At 32.4% G+C, this 16,873-nt stretch carries 16 protein-coding genes; 4 read left to right on the forward strand and 12 right to left on the reverse strand.

Going from position 1 to position 16,873, the window contains the following annotated elements; genetic code table 11:
• Window positions 1-185: 185 nt before the first annotated feature.
• From FGF67_RS08550 to FGF67_RS08590, 9 genes are all read right to left on the reverse strand, one after another.
• Complete coding sequence (locus FGF67_RS08550) at window positions 186-4,211, reverse strand: hybrid sensor histidine kinase/response regulator transcription factor (protein ID WP_139696745.1); 4,026 nt, start codon at window positions 4,209-4,211, stop codon at window positions 186-188.
• A gap of 114 nt (window positions 4,212-4,325) precedes the next feature.
• A complete protein-coding gene (locus tag FGF67_RS08555; protein WP_139696747.1) occupies window positions 4,326-4,727 on the reverse strand; it encodes a hypothetical protein in 402 nt (133 codons plus the stop codon).
• A 317-nt stretch (window positions 4,728-5,044) separates the two neighbouring features.
• Window positions 5,045-6,025 (reverse strand): NAD-dependent epimerase/dehydratase family protein, encoded by a 981-nt coding sequence (locus tag FGF67_RS08560; protein WP_139696749.1) that lies wholly within the window; start codon window positions 6,023-6,025, stop codon window positions 5,045-5,047.
• A gap of 20 nt (window positions 6,026-6,045) precedes the next feature.
• Window positions 6,046-7,137: a fatty acid desaturase family protein gene (locus tag FGF67_RS08565; protein WP_199240672.1), complete on the reverse strand. Its 1,092-nt coding sequence runs from the start codon at window positions 7,135-7,137 to the stop codon at window positions 6,046-6,048.
• A gap of 66 nt (window positions 7,138-7,203) precedes the next feature.
• A complete protein-coding gene (locus FGF67_RS08570) occupies window positions 7,204-7,995 on the reverse strand; it encodes an SDR family NAD(P)-dependent oxidoreductase (RefSeq protein ID WP_139696751.1) in 792 nt (263 codons plus the stop codon).
• Window positions 7,996-8,001: 6 nt separating this feature from the next.
• Window positions 8,002-8,982, reverse strand: coding sequence for an NAD-dependent epimerase/dehydratase family protein (locus FGF67_RS08575; protein ID WP_139696753.1), 981 nt, complete (start codon window positions 8,980-8,982; stop codon window positions 8,002-8,004).
• Complete coding sequence (locus FGF67_RS08580; RefSeq protein WP_139696755.1) at window positions 8,979-9,650, reverse strand: CPBP family intramembrane glutamic endopeptidase; 672 nt, start codon at window positions 9,648-9,650, stop codon at window positions 8,979-8,981. The genes FGF67_RS08575 and FGF67_RS08580 overlap by 4 nt, the downstream gene beginning before the upstream one ends.
• A 2-nt stretch (window positions 9,651-9,652) precedes the next feature.
• Entirely contained in the window at window positions 9,653-10,336 is a 684-nt protein-coding gene (locus FGF67_RS08585; protein WP_139696756.1) for a DUF6134 family protein, read from the reverse strand.
• 123 nt (window positions 10,337-10,459) lie between these two features.
• Window positions 10,460-11,602, reverse strand: a complete 1,143-nt coding sequence (locus tag FGF67_RS08590; RefSeq protein WP_139696758.1) for a helix-turn-helix domain-containing protein — start codon at window positions 11,600-11,602, stop codon at window positions 10,460-10,462.
• Window positions 11,603-11,894: 292 nt separating this feature from the next.
• On the opposite strand from FGF67_RS08590, the gene FGF67_RS08595 reads away from it, so the two are divergent.
• The 3 genes from FGF67_RS08595 to rpe all read left to right on the forward strand — a co-directional run bounded on the left by FGF67_RS08595 (window position 11,895) and on the right by rpe (window position 14,124).
• The gene (locus FGF67_RS08595; RefSeq protein ID WP_139696760.1) at window positions 11,895-12,269 is read left to right on the forward strand and encodes a hypothetical protein; all 375 of its coding nucleotides are present in this window, start codon (window positions 11,895-11,897) and stop codon (window positions 12,267-12,269) included.
• Between the two features lie 149 nt (window positions 12,270-12,418).
• Entirely contained in the window at window positions 12,419-13,282 is an 864-nt protein-coding gene (locus tag FGF67_RS08600; protein ID WP_019387909.1) for a sigma-70 family RNA polymerase sigma factor, read from the forward strand.
• Window positions 13,283-13,461: 179 nt separating this feature from the next.
• Complete coding sequence (gene rpe / locus FGF67_RS08605) at window positions 13,462-14,124, forward strand: ribulose-phosphate 3-epimerase (RefSeq protein ID WP_139696762.1); 663 nt, start codon at window positions 13,462-13,464, stop codon at window positions 14,122-14,124.
• On the opposite strand, the gene FGF67_RS08610 is transcribed toward rpe, so the two are convergent.
• Together FGF67_RS08610 and FGF67_RS08615 are read right to left on the reverse strand one after the other, a co-directional pair.
• Window positions 14,121-14,540, reverse strand: a complete 420-nt coding sequence (locus FGF67_RS08610) for a CBS domain-containing protein (protein ID WP_139696764.1) — start codon at window positions 14,538-14,540, stop codon at window positions 14,121-14,123. The genes rpe and FGF67_RS08610 overlap by 4 nt on opposite strands.
• A 95-nt stretch (window positions 14,541-14,635) precedes the next feature.
• The gene (locus FGF67_RS08615; protein WP_139696766.1) at window positions 14,636-15,058 is read right to left on the reverse strand and encodes a CBS domain-containing protein; all 423 of its coding nucleotides are present in this window, start codon (window positions 15,056-15,058) and stop codon (window positions 14,636-14,638) included.
• Between the two features lie 252 nt (window positions 15,059-15,310).
• On the opposite strand from FGF67_RS08615, the gene FGF67_RS08620 reads away from it, so the two are divergent.
• The gene (locus FGF67_RS08620; protein ID WP_139696768.1) at window positions 15,311-15,877 is read left to right on the forward strand and encodes a CHRD domain-containing protein; all 567 of its coding nucleotides are present in this window, start codon (window positions 15,311-15,313) and stop codon (window positions 15,875-15,877) included.
• Between the two features lie 78 nt (window positions 15,878-15,955).
• On the opposite strand, the gene FGF67_RS08625 is transcribed toward FGF67_RS08620, so the two are convergent.
• Window positions 15,956-16,693, reverse strand: coding sequence for a zinc-dependent peptidase (locus FGF67_RS08625; RefSeq protein WP_233244041.1), 738 nt, complete (start codon window positions 16,691-16,693; stop codon window positions 15,956-15,958).
• Window positions 16,694-16,873: the final 180 nt, after the last annotated feature.

Consider the following 16,873-nt stretch of genomic DNA (forward strand, 5'->3'; position numbering starts at 1 on the left):
CTTTTCAGATTTAAAATTTTATAATTCAACAGGAAATGGCTACTATTAATATTCTAAAAAGGAGATAGAGTAAAATTAAAACATACAATAAGAAACTGCATTAACTATTTTGTCAAAGCATAGGAGTATTTATGCATACCCAATAAACGCAAGAATTATTATTGCATTATACAAAATAAATTGCACTATTCGTTTAGTTCACTTGGAGCTATTCCAAACTCTTTTTTGAAAGCACGACTAAACCATGAAGGATCGTTAAAACCGACTTCATAAGCGATTTCTGATATACTTTTATTTGAAGTTTGAATGAGGGCTTTAGCCTTATTTAGTCTGATAGATCGAATGAATACTGCCGTAGAACGGTTGGTGGTTGCCTTGATTTTTCTATATAACTGCGATTCGCTTAAATGTAATTTTTCAGCGAGCTGAACCGATCCAAACCCAGAGTCATCTAACGCTTCATTTACAAACTTAACAACCGCTTTAATAAATACCGTTTGAGGCTCTTTATCTCTACGTGCAATAAAAGTCTTAAAATCCTCCTGACTGAATTTTTCAATCATGGTTTTTCTAAGGCTTGTCAATTGATTTATTCTTGCAAATAATTCGTTTTTATTAAATGGTTTTATTAAATAGGCGTCTGCACCATGTATTAACCCCGTTATGCGGTCTTTATCACTGGCCCTCGCTGTTAATAGTATTATAGGAATATGATTGGTCATTAATTCCGATTTCAGTGTATTACAAACCTCAAAACCGTTCTTTTTTGGCATCATCACATCACTTATTATAATATCGGGAATATATGTCTTTGCTAATTCTATGCCCTTTTCCCCGTCTTCTGCTAGAAGGATTTTATAATTAGCTTCAAGACAAGTCTTTAAATAATAAGCAACGTCTTTGTTATCTTCAATAATTAAGGCTATAGATGATGTTTCATCTAAGTCGGTATGAAAACATTGCTCCACATCCGTTTCATCACGGTGCACAGTTTTGGGAGGGTCTAAGTGATCCTCCAACTTCGATTTAATTATCGCTGCACGATTGGTTATAGGTAGTGTTATAGAAAACTCACTGCCTTTTTGCCTCTCACTTTTTACATCAATAGTGCCGCCCAAAAGTTTTGTAAGTTCTTTTGTTAAGGCTAACCCTATCCCTGTTCCTTTAAACTGTGGTGTTGCCAAGTTTTTTGCCTGATAAAATTTTTCAAAAACATTGGGAAGATCTTCTCTAGCTATACCAATACCATTATCGATAATTTTAAGCACCAAATTATTATTAAACGTTTTTATATGACAAATTATCTTTCCCCGTTCCTGGGTAAACTTAATAGCATTAATAATTAGGTTTTTAACTATGGTAGAAAGTTTTTCAGCGTCTGTATCCATATACAAAGTATCCACTTCTGAATAGAACACATAATCTATATGCTTTTCTTTAGCCATAGATTCAAAACTTTCAAAAAGGTATTTAACGTAATTTACTATTTCAACCTGACTCCAATTAACCTCTAGTTCAGCACTTTCAAGCTTGGTTAGATCAAGCATATCATTTACCATTTTAAGCAAGCTGGCACTATTTTCTTTTATAAGCTTTAACGATTTTATAGTTTTAGGGTTTTTAGAATTCTCCTGATTTTCTAAGGTTTCTATCATGCCTTGTATAACCGTTATAGGAGTTCTAAACTCATGAGTAATATTGGTATACAAAGAATTTTTAAGTTCATCTATTTCCTTTAATTTTTTCGATTCTGCAAGGGCCAATTTTCTGGACAACTGAAAATTATACAACCAGTAGGATAACACTAAAAGCAACATAATATAACCTATAATGGCAATGGTTGTAGACCACCAAGGCGGATTTACTTTAATCTTTAATTGGAGAGGGGCTTGTTTCCATGCTATTCCTCTTGAAAAACCATTGACTTCTAAATTATATTCCCCTCGTGGTAAGTTTAAAAACTGAATTCTGTTTTCACTAAGAAAGCTCCACTTGCTATCAAGTGGCTTAAGTCGATAAGCATACTGGATGTTTTTATCCATCCTGAAATCTAAAGCAGAAAATTTCAAATAGAAAGGAAACTGATCGCTTTGAATAGTTATGTTCTCAGCAGTTTCTATAGAAGATTTTATAACCTCTTTTTGATTTAAAGGGGTTATGTTTTGATTCTTTATTTGTAATTGTGAAAAATAAAGTTGCTGGGGCGCATCTAAGACGTGTATTTCATTGGGATTAAAAAAAGTAAGACCCTCAACACCGCCCATATAAACCATACCATCCGCATCACGAAACCGTGCATGGGTATCAAATTCTCTTCCCTGTATATTATCTAAAACTGAAAAATGAGAAAATTGCTGTGTAGACGTATTGAACCTTACCAAACCATCATTGGTGCCCATCCAAAGATTACCTTGCAAATCATCTTGCAGGCTATAAATTAACGTATTGGGAAACTGATCCTGCTTTGTCCAAGTGGTATATGTTTTATCATCATTTAACAAACTCAACCCATTTCTTGTACCCAGCCAAATTCGATTACTGCTATCTACCGAAATATCATTAACAGCATTATGCGCTAGTGTTTTATCTATTCTATCTTCCTTTATAAAATTCTCAAATTCAATCTGAATATAATTAATCCCTTTTAAAGTAATTTTAGAAACACCATTTTGTGTGCCTACCCAAATATTGCCGGCCTTGTCAACCTCTAAGCAATTGGTTTCGTTATTTACTAGTGAATTAGAGCGCCCTTCTTTATGTACATATCTTGTTATTTGATAGTTGCCATCAGAAGCATATGCCATTTTAAATATACCATGTTCATGCGTAGCCCCCCAAAGGTTATTATTGACATCAAGCACTAAATCTTTTAAAAAATTAGAGTTTATAGAATTAATATTTTTAGGGTTGTGGTAGAAATTTTTAAAAACAAGGTGCTCAGGATCAAAATTATTTAAACCTAGTAGACTAAGCCCTCTTGAAGTAGCAAACCACATGCGGTTATTTACCTTGTCATGCACAATACTCCTAACTACTGATCCTGCAATACTATTGGGGTCATTTTGGTTATCAATGTAGTAATAAACTTTGCCGTTGGTTATAAGATTAAGGCCACCATCTGAAGTGCCTATCCATAATCTGTTTTCATCTTTATATACCGAAAAGATGACATTATCATTAAGTAACCTATCCCCTTTTTTGTTCTTAGAGATATTTTTAAATACCGATGTTTTGAAATCTATACAATTCAATGCATTGGCGGTACCAACAAATAATTGATTTGGAGACACTTTCAACAACGATTGAACTGTATTATTGCTCAAACCCTGTTCTCCATGTTCCTTGTATTCAATTTTATTTACAACTTTAAACGTTTTAAAATTGTATAGATAGAGTCCTCTTCCTGTGGCAATCCAAACTTGATTGTCATCTTCCTGAAGAAAGTCTAGAACATGCATGGTTTTAAAATTCCCACTATTCTCAAGCTCTATAGATTTCACTTTATTTGTTTCAAAATCATAAACAAATAGGCCATCGTAACTTCCAGCGAACAAATAATCTTTGGTTCTGAAAAAACTCTGCACATTTCCTGAAACCTTAAATTTAATCCTTGGGTGCTGCATGTTTCCTACATAACCTTCAATGGTTCCGTTCAACTCCCCTACCCATAGGGCATTCTCAAAATCTCTAAAGATACTTGTAATTTTACGATGCGGTAAAAAATGCTCTGGTTGTGTATCAAAATTTTCCCAATAAAATAAACCATTATTTTGAGTTGAAGCCCATACCGCACCCTTTTCATCTAAAACAATACCTGAAACGGTGATCTGCTCAAAATGGCTTCCAATATTTAATCTTTTAAACGTATTTTCAATAGGATCATATAGGTTTAATCCATCATCCCTTGTACCAACTAGTATGTTTCCATCAGGTAATTTTTTTAGTTTAGTGATATAGTTTCCAGAAATTGAAATCGAATCACTTACATCATTACCAAAATGTTTAAATAAATTGCCATCATAACGGTTTAATCCATCGGCGGTTCCAATCCAAACAAATCCTCTGTCATCCCTTATCATGTCATTTACCGAAACTTGGGACATACCATCCTTTACAGAAAGATATTTTATTCTAAACGAAGGCTCTTGTGCAAAAACTAGAAAAACCACAAAAAAGAGAAAATAAGAACATAAGAGTTTGATGGCTTTCACTTTTAATAGTCGATTTTAAGTAAACATATCTAAATATAAAAAATATATTCTTACAGTGAGAGTACTGAAATTAAACTGTTTTCTGATTTAAAATCAGACATATAGAGGATACGTTTAAAAAATATAACTCAGCGATACCTTCACCATATAATTCTCAGGTTTATTGGCCTCGTAATTTTTAAACCTTAACATTCCAAAATTGCAAAGTCCTTTTACCTTAATATGCTTTTGAAAGTTGTGAACCAATCCTAAATTCACCCCCAAATCAAACCGATTATAAAACTGATTTAAATTTGCAATGCCTAGTATTTGTTTAAAAGAGTTATTGAACAAATCTCCAAACTGAGGTTCTGCACATATCTTTAGCGTTTTATAAACAGAAAACTCCTGATTAAAATTCAGCGTATTTTTAGATGTACTTAACACTAAACATTTGTCTGCCATTAATGCGGTATCTTGTGCATAACAATAAACGGAAAGCAAACAGAATACAATAAATTGTTCTAATCTTTTCATGACTATAAATTTTACATAACCCATTTCTTAACTTAATACTCTTAAGTACCCAACACTGCTTTTTGAAGCGTATTTTAGACACCTATTACGTGCTTTTGATTCTTAGAGAAAAACCTTCATTTTGGGGCTATAACATATGCACAAATTGGTTTCCAGATTATTGGTAAATAGCAATGGAGCTCTTGAGCTTCACTATTCCTGTTTTTAATTTCTTTTTTGATTAGGATGAAGGCTCTAGCGTTGATAATAATTGCTAGAAATACTAGTAAACATAATTATCTTAATGATTTTATGAATTATTCAGATGGTAAAAACCTCTAAGACTTCCTGGTTGCAAACCAATTAATAGCATCTGTCATCCCTTCTTCTATAGGAGAAAATGTAACTCCCAATTCTTCTTTGGCTTTTTTATTAGAATAAAAACTACTTACACACAACACGCTAATATTATTTGACGAAAATGTCACTTTAACATGAAACTTTCTTAAAATGTCTCCCACAAATCCAATAACGCGGAGATATAATTTTGGTACGCTAAGTATTAGCGAATTTGTACCATGTAACTTAGCTAACAGTGAGAAAAAGGCCTTATAACTTAGATGATTGTTTGATAAAATATAGGATGCCCCGTTTTCACCGTTTTCAATAGCTTTTACTATACCTGTTGCTACATCCTTAACACACACAAAACTTTTTCCACCAGGCGGACAAAGAATTAACTTTCTTAAACCATACAAAACCAGTTTTCCCGAACTTGGTTTAGTATCATAAGCACCAAGCATAAACGTGGGATTAATACTTACCACCTCAATATCATCTTTTTTAGATAACACATACTCTTGGGCTTTCTTTTTACTTTTAGAATACATTAATTCTAAAAAAGGTGTTTTAATAGGCATTAATTCGTGTCCCAAATTATTCAAATTCCCATAGCCAAAAACATTTGCTGTACTTACATAAATGACTTTTTTAACTTTACAGATTATAGCTGATTCTACAATGTTTTTGGTGCCTATAACATTCACTTGGTGAAATCGTTTATAATTTATTTCTTTAGGATCTGATAAAGCGGCAATATGAATAACAAATTCACACCCTTTCATATGCTTTTCAATCGCCATCTTATTTAAAATATCACCTTCAATTAATTGTAAATGCTTATGTTGAGTTCCAACAAAACTAACCTTCTTTCTAACCAGACCAGATACTTGATACCCTGCTTCTAAAAAGGCATGCACTGTATTAGTGCCAAGTAATCCGCTAACTCCTGTAATAAAAACTCTAGTGACATCAGACATTACAACCCGTCTATTTATACCTACATATCTTCCTCAAAAATATTCTCATCAAATGCATTGGCTTTTATTAACTGATAATGATAATACAGCGCTTTATGCAATTTATACTCACGATAATTAATCCCAACCGATTCAGCGAATGCTTTTATCTCTTTAGTCATTTCTGGAGCATATACCGAACTTATGTTGGGGAATAAGTGATGTACAACATGGTAATTAAAGTTTCCCATTACATGTCTTGAAATCCAATTATCCATAATAACATCATTAGTGGTTTTAAACTGATGTTCAAACCAGCTTATATTTACAATACCTTCTTCATTTGGAATAGGAAATTCACTTTTATCATTAGCATGCGGCGGCAATAGGGTTAGCATGGCAAATATGCTTCCAGTGGTTAAAAGAATAAATAATGCCGTTAAAGCTACGTACCATTTTACGCCTAAAACAATAGGAAGAATCACGGTATAAAAAATGAAAAATGATTTAAAACAAATTAGCTTAAAATATTCAATACGTGGAATGTCACACACCTTCTTTATGGTTCTCCCTTTTACAAAGAAATCTTTAAAATCTCTTAGAAACATCCAGTTTAACAAATACATTGGATATAGTATAAAAATAAGCCAACTTTGATTTCTACTTACCCAAGAAAGCTGATCATCTTTAAAAATTCTAATCAACCCTGATTGTTCAATATCAGAATCCCATCCTGCTATATTCTGGTAATTATGATGTAATAAAACATGACGTTTTTTCCAGATATAACTGTTGGCTCCTAAAAAATCAAAAATTATTAATAACGAATGATTCATCCATCGTTTTTTGAAAACATTATTATGCACAGCATCATGAATGATGTTTAAAAAAATCAACACAGATAGTATGCCTAAAAATGCATACAACAAATAAAAAAGACTTTTTAGATTATGGAAATACAGTGCTAAAACATATACACCTAAAAATACCAGAGGCAAACTTAACACCACGTAAATTTTATTACGTTTGCGCTTTTTGGGCAAGGTTTTCATAACCTCCTTTAAACGCAGTCTTAATTTTCTATAGTGTGAATTTGATGTAGAACTTGGACAAAAAGTAATTTGAGCTTCCATGATTGTACATTTTTATATTGACAATTTGATTTACTATTACATTGAAATGATATCATTTATTGACAATTAAGCAGCCTTAGGAAATTTATTGAGTTCCTTTTCCGCCAACTTATCTTTAATAAATTCAGGCAAAAGTTTATCTAAAATCATTAAACATTTGTTTACAAACCCTGGTACGATTAACCTTTGTTTTCTGAGCATGGCTTCAATCGCTATTTTTGAAGCATCTTCTGGATTTAATACCGTTTTTCGTGTTACCCAACTAACAATTCGGTTTTGATAACACAGTCTGGTTGTTGTATTTAATCCTCCTGGACAAATGGTTGTAACTGATATGTTAGTTGTTTTTAATTCCTTTCTTAAGCTTTTTGAAAAGGAGGTTAAATAAGCCTTTGTGGCGCCGTACACCTGTTTTTTAGGTAGAGCAAAAAAACTGGCCATGCTGCTTATATTAAGAATAGATGCTGGCGCAACCGACTTCATATTATTCAATAACAATTTTATTAGTAGAGTTGGCGTAGTAACGTTTACAGCAATTTGCTTAAGAATAAAGGCTTCGTCTAAATTATCAAACAATCCACGACTTAAAACTCCTGCATTATTAACCAAGTTTTTAATTGGAAGGTTATGCGTTGTAATATATTCTGAAATGGCGTAGCAACTGTCAACCGTACTTAAATCAATTTCAATATAATGCACCTCAACGTACATATTTTCTTTAATGAATTTAGACAGTTCAGGCAAACCAGACTTGGGTAATGCCACTAAAACCAAATTCATATTTCGTTTTGCAAATTCAAGCGCGATAGACTTTCCTAAACCTTGACTTGCTCCCGTAATTAGTGTATACGCTTTCATAATATTTTAAATTTTTAAGGACTCAATGGTTCTCAAAATCCCAGTTTTGAAAGGTGTAATAGTATAATTCAATTCCGCTACTGCTTTTTGCGAAGAAGAGCTTCTATTTATAAAAAGGGAATCAATTACCCTAGGGGTCATACTAACGCCCATTTTAAATAAAGCCCTTATGTTTGAATATAGCACCAACAACATTTTCAAAACATTATAGTTTAGCGTTAGTATTTTTATATTGCTCTTGGTATACTTTTTTACCTTTTTAAAAAGTTCTTTGTAATTTAAGTTTTCACCCCCAATGATATACCTTCCTCCATTTTCACCACTGGTAATAGCCAATATATGAGCCTTAATAACATCATCTATAAAAACATAATTTGCAACTATTTTGAGTTTAGAAGGCACTATAAGTACGCTCTTATTTGTAACGATATCGACCAATTTATTGACGCCATTTGAGAAAGTTCTTAACCCAGGGCCGTAAACCCGAGTTAAGTTTAAAATAACACATGGCAAACCTTTCTTTACAAACGCTCCAATTTTCTCTTCAGCCATGGTTTTGGTTAATTCATAATCATTAGCATAAGAAGCCAAACGGGGCTGATTTTCTGTAATAGGCTTTCTCTTATAGGAAGGACCAAAAACGGATAAGGTACTTGTATAAATAACCTTCTTTACCTGCTCACTTGAGGCGGCTTGTAATACATTTTCTGTTCCCACAACATTCGTTTTATAAAAGCGATGAATATTTTTACATTTCAAATTTGTAAACGCGGCGGCATGAAACACATAACAACAGCCTTTAATAGCTTGTTGTATGGATTGTAAATCACAAATATCTCCTTGAAAAACTGTTATGTTTTCATGCTTTGGCACCTTGCTCGAGTTTACATCTCGTACAAGGGCATGAACCTTAATGTTTTTTGAAGCCAGAGTCATTGCCAATTGATGCCCAATATATCCTGTAGCCCCAGTTAATAGTACTTTCATGATTTTAAAGTTTTAAGTGTTTTACCGTAAAAAATTGAGATTTCGTATACCGCAGATAATGTTAAATGCAATACAAAGGCATACCAGATACTTTGTGTTTCATAGGTTATTACGCATAGAATGATGCCAAACGGAATGGTTCCCATCATCTTTCCCTTTGAATCGAATACATGAATAATTAAATACAGAATTGTTGTTAGGGCGATAGATTCCACTAAACTGAAATATTCTAGAAATGTAAAAAACAAAACACCTCTGAAGAAGAATTCGTAGCTCAATAAAAAGAGGGTTCTAATAATAAAATAAGACCAGGCCTGTTCAAATTTATAGTAAATAACGTCGTCGTTTGTATCCTTTGCTTTCTTGGATGCCAAATACGATATGTATGCCGCCGAAAAGACCAAAGCAACATAAGGTAGAAGGATGTACAACCTCGGGATTTCAATATAATTTAATAAAAATCTTAAATCAGGACATATCTCATAGAACAAAACACCTAAAAGCACAATGCCCAAACCGTGCCTCATATTTAATAACCTTAAGCCATTTCTAACTTGTAGTGCCTGCTCTAAATTCCAAATATCTAATTTCTCATAAATCCAACTTAAAAGAAAATAGGTTAGAAACACCACACTAATAAAAACCCAAATATCTTGTGAATTTTCCATGACTATACAGGTATTAAATCAACATCAAATAAGGTGCTATTGGCTTCTATTTTCACACATTTACCATTGCGATAATGATAAATATTGTACTTACCACCATTAAAGATCACTTTGTACTTACCATGCCCTAAATATTCTAAACGTACCATGCGTTTTTCAAAATCACAAAACACTTCGCTCACTCCTTTGGGTTCAACAAAAAAGAGGGTTACCAAGTTTCTATGTATTTTGGTATGGTTTAGCTGATGGTGCTTATCTGCATTTAGGTTTTTATAGGTAACTCCTTTAAAAACCAACTTATGATTTGCCTTAATTTTATTATTTACCTTTCTGAAAATGGAAGAATATGTAAGTAGACCATCTTTATAAATGGATGTTTCCTTCCCAATGATTACAAATTTGAAAAGCGCTTTGGCTTGTATTTTGCTCTCTAAATAATACGCTATAGAATCTTCACTAAACATTCTATTTATACTAATGGTTCCAATCACATGATTGTTTCTAACCACATTATAAGTTAAATGCGTATTCGGATCTGTGTTGCTTGCAAAAGAGATAGTTACTGTAAAAAGAGTGAGGAGTAATTTAAGTTTCCAAACCAATTTTTTAAAATCGCCTAACCTTCTTGAAAAGAACGAGGCCTTTTTCGCTTTTCTTATCAGATATAAAATTAACATGGGTATCATGACAGTAAGTTTAATGGTTTTGCTTACTGTAAAATTATTACCAAGACATAGAACGACTATCCCAATTAGTCTAAGATGTAATTTTCTGGATGTCCAACGATAATTTCGGACAGTTAATACTTTTTAAAATTGTGCTCTGTAAGTTGAAGGGGTTTCTGAAGTAAATTTCTTGAATGCCGCATAAAATGTCGACTTAGAATTAAATCCACATTCTAAACCTATGGCGACAATGGTATAATCACTAAAGTCATCGTTAGACAAAAACTTTTTGGCCTGTTTTACGCGAAGTGAATTAATAAAATCGGAAAAATTATAGTCACTATACGAATTTATAAGCTTTGAAAAATAACTTTTGCTCATTCCCAATTCTGATGCTACAGATTCCATACTTAACAAGGGATCTAAATAAAGCTTATTCTTGATAATGTAATTTTTAATCTTGTCAAAATCGGCTTGATGCTTTTTATTAAAAAAATCATCTTTATCATTATCTAAGCTTGATGGGTTGATATTTCCAATGCCAAGTTCTTCTGCTGCCAAAGAACTTCTTAGTGAAATTCTATCTTTTATAACATTGTACTTATAAAAGCCTTGATACCCTAACCAATATAGTAAAACGGACATACTAAAACGCAGAAGCAGATAAACCATATCATTTCCTGTAAAAAGATTTACGGTTAATGCAATGGCCCAACAACCAATAATGATAAAGCCAAACCGAACAAACCATTTTAGCCAATTTAAATCATCATAAGATAATATGTACGAGGTTAAACGTTGTCTATTAAAAATTATAAAGCAGGCATTAGTAAAGAGAAATATAATATAAAACAGATTAAAATAGTCTTCAATAAAAGTGTAATACTCTAACAAGATAGTATTTCTGTCGGGCACTTCATAATACACATAAGACATTAAACAGAGTCTTAATATAACTTCTACTATAAATATTATAATAGTAGTCTTTAAAAAACTTCTTACCTTATCTTGCACTTTAGTAAAGTGAATAGTAAAGGCATAAAACATGGGTACTATTAAAAAATACCATGGTACTAAAAAGTTCTTGAAAAAAAACAACTCTGAAGAATAACCGTTTTCAATTAACCAGCGTTGTAAATTATTTAGTGAAATAAATAAAACTGTTAAATTTAAAAACACGATGGTTTTATTGGTTTTCTTTTTAACACATGAGGTTACAAGGTTAAAGCCTAAACCCTGTACTACTCCAGCTATGAGCAAAAAATTAATAATACCTTCTAAGTTCATTCAGAGTTCAATCTTATCATCTAAACTAACGGATTACACTTCTCTAAGATAATAAAAAAAGTGTAGTAATTATTTACACCATCAAAAACAAACTACTACAAAACACTAATTACCAAATGATTAAATACGGAAAAACTTTAGCACAAAGTACGCCTTTTGGAAGGTTTCAAAAAACATTTTAACTTACTAATACATTAACATTTGTGCAAACAAACTGTTAAACCCTGTTAAAAACTTGGCTTTCACAAAATAAAATCTATCTTATTCGTTCACCTTAAACGCAAAAGATACCATGATTTATTCTGAAAAAGAGAAATATTCTGAAGTACTGGAAGATTCCATAAACTATTTACAAAACCGCGGATATAAAAATATCAAAGCCGATATGGATGGTTATGAATCGCCCAAATCATATACAAAAAAAGGCACAAATATTTCAATTACCCCAGATATTGTTGCTATTAAAGAAGGAAGAAAACACATTTTTGATATCAGTTTAAAATCTGAAAAACCGCAACTCTTAAAATCGAAATGGCTATTTTTAAACACGCTAAGTCGATTAAAATCACATCATTTTAAGCTCATCACAAAAAAAGGGCATTATAAATTCACTGAAGACATGCTAGAGGATGTTAACTTGAGCAACAAAAACCTTATTAAAATTTAAGCGTATTTCAAAACAAATGCACCCGTGTCATTTGTCTTTAAAATCGTAATGATAAAAAACATGTAATTTTTTGTAACATTTTTTCACTCTTTTACGTATAACTAATGAATGCCCTATTTATTCACAATAAAATTACAGGAGAATATTAGATGAGACAACTTAAAATTACGAAGCAGGTTACCAATAGAGAAACTGCATCGTTAGATAAATACCTGCAAGAAATTGGCAAGGTAGATCTTATTACTGCAGACGAAGAAGTAGAATTAGCGCAACGTATCAAGGCTGGAGATCAAATTGCTTTAGAAAAGTTAACAAAAGCTAATTTACGTTTCGTGGTATCAGTTGCAAAACAATACCAAAATCAAGGTTTAACCCTGCCAGATTTAATAAACGAAGGTAATCTTGGTTTAATTAAAGCAGCACAACGATTTGATGAAACGCGTGGTTTCAAGTTTATTTCTTATGCTGTTTGGTGGATTAGACAATCCATTTTACAAGCCTTAGCGGAGCAATCTCGAATTGTACGTTTGCCACTCAATAAAATTGGATCTATTAACAAAATTAATAAAACCTTTGCTTTTTTAGAGCAAAGCCATGAGCGTCCGCCTTCTGCTGAAGAAATTGCAAAAGAGCTAGACATGACCATAAATGATGTTAAAGAGTCTATGAAAAACTCAGGACGTCATGTAAGTATGGATGCGCCTTTAGTTGAAGGAGAAGATTCTAATCTGTATGATGTTTTAAATTCTGGTGAATCTCCAAATCCAGATAAAGAGTTATTACATGAGTCTTTACGCACCGAAATTGAACGTGCTCTAGAAACGTTAACGCCTCGTGAAGCCGATGTGATTCGTTTATATTTTGGTTTAGGAAACCAACACCCTATGACCTTAGAAGAAATTGGCGAAACATTTGATTTAACACGTGAGCGTGTAAGACAAATTAAAGAAAAAGCGATTAGACGATTAAAACACACCTCTAGAAGTAAAATATTAAAGACCTATTTAGGATAGTAATATTTAAAAATTACGACTAAATAAAGGTAACAACAGTTACAATATAACTGTTCGTTTTTTGATTGATGAAAGAACCCCCGGCTGATTACCGGGGGTTTGTTCTTTTGTATATTTAAATTTCATGAGAACAAAAAGACTTTTCTATATTTGCAAAAATTAAATACAATATTCACAATATGAGTTCTAAGTTAATTGCGCCATCTATGCTTGCAGCAGATTTTGGTAATTTACAGCGTGATACCGAAATGGTTAACAACAGTGATGCCGATTGGTTTCACATAGATGTTATGGACGGGCATTTTGTACCTAACATCTCTTATGGCATGCCTGTAATTCAAACCATTAAAAAACACGCTACCAAGCCTCTTGATGTGCATTTAATGATAGAAAAACCTGAACGTTATATTGAAGAATTCGCCAAAGTTGGAGCCGATATTATCACAGTACATTATGAATCTACGGTGCATCTACACAGAACCTTACGTCAAATTAAAGCCGCAGGATGTAAAGCAGGTATTGTACTTAATTTAACAACTCCTGTATCAGTTCTTGAAGACATTTTACCAGAATGTTTTATGGTTTTACTTATGTCTATTAATCCTGGGTTTGGCGGACAACAGTTTGAGGACATCACCTATAACAGAGTTAAAAAACTCCGCAACATGATAGATGAGCAAGGGCTACATACGCATATTGAAATTGACGGTGGTGTTACCGATAAAAACATAAAACAACTGGTTGAAGCTGGTGCTGATGTGTTTGTTGCAGGAAGTCATGTATTTAAAAGTGGCAACCAAACAGAAACCATCAAAACATTAAAGGAACTGGCTAATTCTTAAAATTGTTTGGAAAAATAGTTTAGTAAATCTGAAGTCGTAACAATACCTTTTAAAAATCCATTTTCAACTACTGGCAAAGCATGAAAAGGGGCTTTAGCTAAAATGTTTGATGCCTCTCTTACGCAGGTGTCCTCGGTAACGGTTATGACATGCTTGGCCATAACCTGTTCAATTGAAAACATATTATAAACCACAGTATCGATTCTTTCCTCTGATGTTGATGAAGTTTCAGCAAAACTTATACGCATCAAATCTGTATAACTAAGCATACCAATTACCATTTCTCTTGAAACTATTGGAATATGCTTTATTTTATATCTTTTAAAAAGTCTGTCTGCTTTTTCTAAGTCATCCTCTCTGGTTAAAGCAATAACACGCTTTGTCATGATTGAGGATATTGGTGTACAATTTCTCATTCTTTTAAACTAAACATTAAAAACGCACATAACGGAAATAGCCTTAACAGCCATACAAACACAACTACCTTCTGAATCTCAATTATGAGTATGTACTAAAAGTGATTCAGTAAGTATTTTATAAGATCGGTTGTTGTAACGATACCAACTAAAATGGAATTGCTCACAACTGGTAATGCATGAAACTCTTTAGTTGCAAAAATTTCGGCCACATCCTTAATTGAACTAGATGACGATATTGTAACAATATTCCTAGTCATTATTTGCCCAATACTAAACATATTATAAACGGCCACATCCGTATCGTCATTATAATCATTATTAGTCATATCTGGAAAACTAAAACGTAATAAATCAGTATAGCTTAACATACCTATTACAACTCCATCAGTCACTACAGGAATATGCCTAATTCTATGCTGTTTAAACAATTGCTCCGCTTTTTCTAAACTATCGTCTTTATGCAATGTAATAACAGGCGATGTCATTATCATTGAAATTGGTGCTTTCCGTATCATAATCTTATCGTTTTAATTTAGCTTTCACTAAAGTTAGAAAAACAACGCATAAAATTTTATGATAAAAATCATGTTAATTGGCATATAACGTGTTAATATTGAAATACTTCCCCATATCGATTAATTTTTAAAAGCTCGTAATTTTTCACTATTTTATACCTATTAATATCAACACTGTTTAGTTTTATAACTAACCTCTTCCCCAAATTTTATGCGTGAGTGCATAAAACTGAATACTAAAAAAAACTTATTATGATTAAAAGTTACAACCTTGTAATGCACAAAATGGTATTTTTTGTGCTTAGTGGCATGTTGTTAACATGCTCTAGCGAACCACTTATCACTTCAACCTCCGAAGCAGATGTAACGAGCTTAGACAGCAAAATCACAATTCAAAAAGATGCGAATAAAAGCAACAGACTCCATTTTACTGCTTCCTTAAAAGGCAGTAATGAAACAACACCTAATGATTCAAATGCTACCGGACAAGCCATTGTTCATATAAACAAGGAGGAAACCATGATTCATTATAAATTAATTGTTTCTAATATTGAAAATGTTACTATGGCTCATTTTCATATGGGGGCCGCTGGAACTAATGGAGGTGTTGTGGTTTGGCTTTATGATAACAGAACTGGGCAGCCCTCAGGTATTTTTAATGGTGTTCTTGCAGAAGGATATATAAATGAAAGCGATCTAACTGGAGGCTTAACTGGAAAAACTATTGGAGATTTAGTTGAAGCCATAAGAGATGGACTCATATATGTAAATGTACATACCACGGCTATTGGAAGCGGAGAAATAAGAGGTCAATTATAACAGTACCTATTAGTTAAAAGAACAATAAAGCTACTTAAATCTATGGATTAAGTAGCTTTATTATATAAAAACATATGCTCAATAATTTGCAAACTTAAAATTTAACATTTGCCTTACCTTAGCATAAACCTCAGGAAAATTAGCCTGAAACTCTTTTGGCGTCTCAATAAACGTTTCCATCAATACGGCGAGAAACTCAAACTGATTAGTAAAGGCGTAATTTCTAAAATATCCAGATGATAATAGCGTTTCCCTAAGTTCAGGTCTGTGTTGTAAAAGCTCTTTCAATTCTTTAAAGGAATCACTAAAAATGGTTGAACTTATATCGCGTTCTTTTATACTATTAATGTGAATGGCGTGGGTAAACTCATGTATACCTAAATTCAAATTATCATTGCTTATATCTAATCCCAATTTAAAATCTTCCCAACTAAGCACCAGCACTCCTAATCGGGGGTTAAACTCGCCCTTATGAAATGTTTTATTAGTATTTGAATAAAATGCTTTTGGATAAATCATAATTTTAGAAATAATCCCAATATAATAATCCCTAAAACCAAATGTTAACATAACGGCTGTGGCCGAAATTAATACCTTTACTTCATCGTTTACTTGAAATCCTTCCCTTCCTAAAAAGTCTTTATCAGACATAAAAGAGACCAAACGGTGCTCAAAGTAACCACGATATTTCTTATCCAACTTGTTGAAAAACGGAAAGTCTTGCTGCAACACATGTCTTTGCTGTTTTGAAAGTTTTTTTGACCTTAAATAAAAATGGGTATACCAAGGTTTCATATACTTTAGCACGTATCCCATTTCTAACATTTTAAGAGCATAATGTAAAATCAAATAAAACAAGACTGCAATGCAACCAGCCAGAATAATTTTACTTACAAGTACATCTGAATCAAATAGCACTAAAACCATTATATTAAGATAAATCAATTTGTTTTAAAGAAACAAATAAAAACTTAAATAACTACCTTCTAAATAAAA

It is taken from the genome of Allotamlana fucoidanivorans (genome assembly GCF_006265225.1).
Lineage (GTDB): Bacteria > Bacteroidota > Bacteroidia > Flavobacteriales > Flavobacteriaceae > Allotamlana > Allotamlana fucoidanivorans.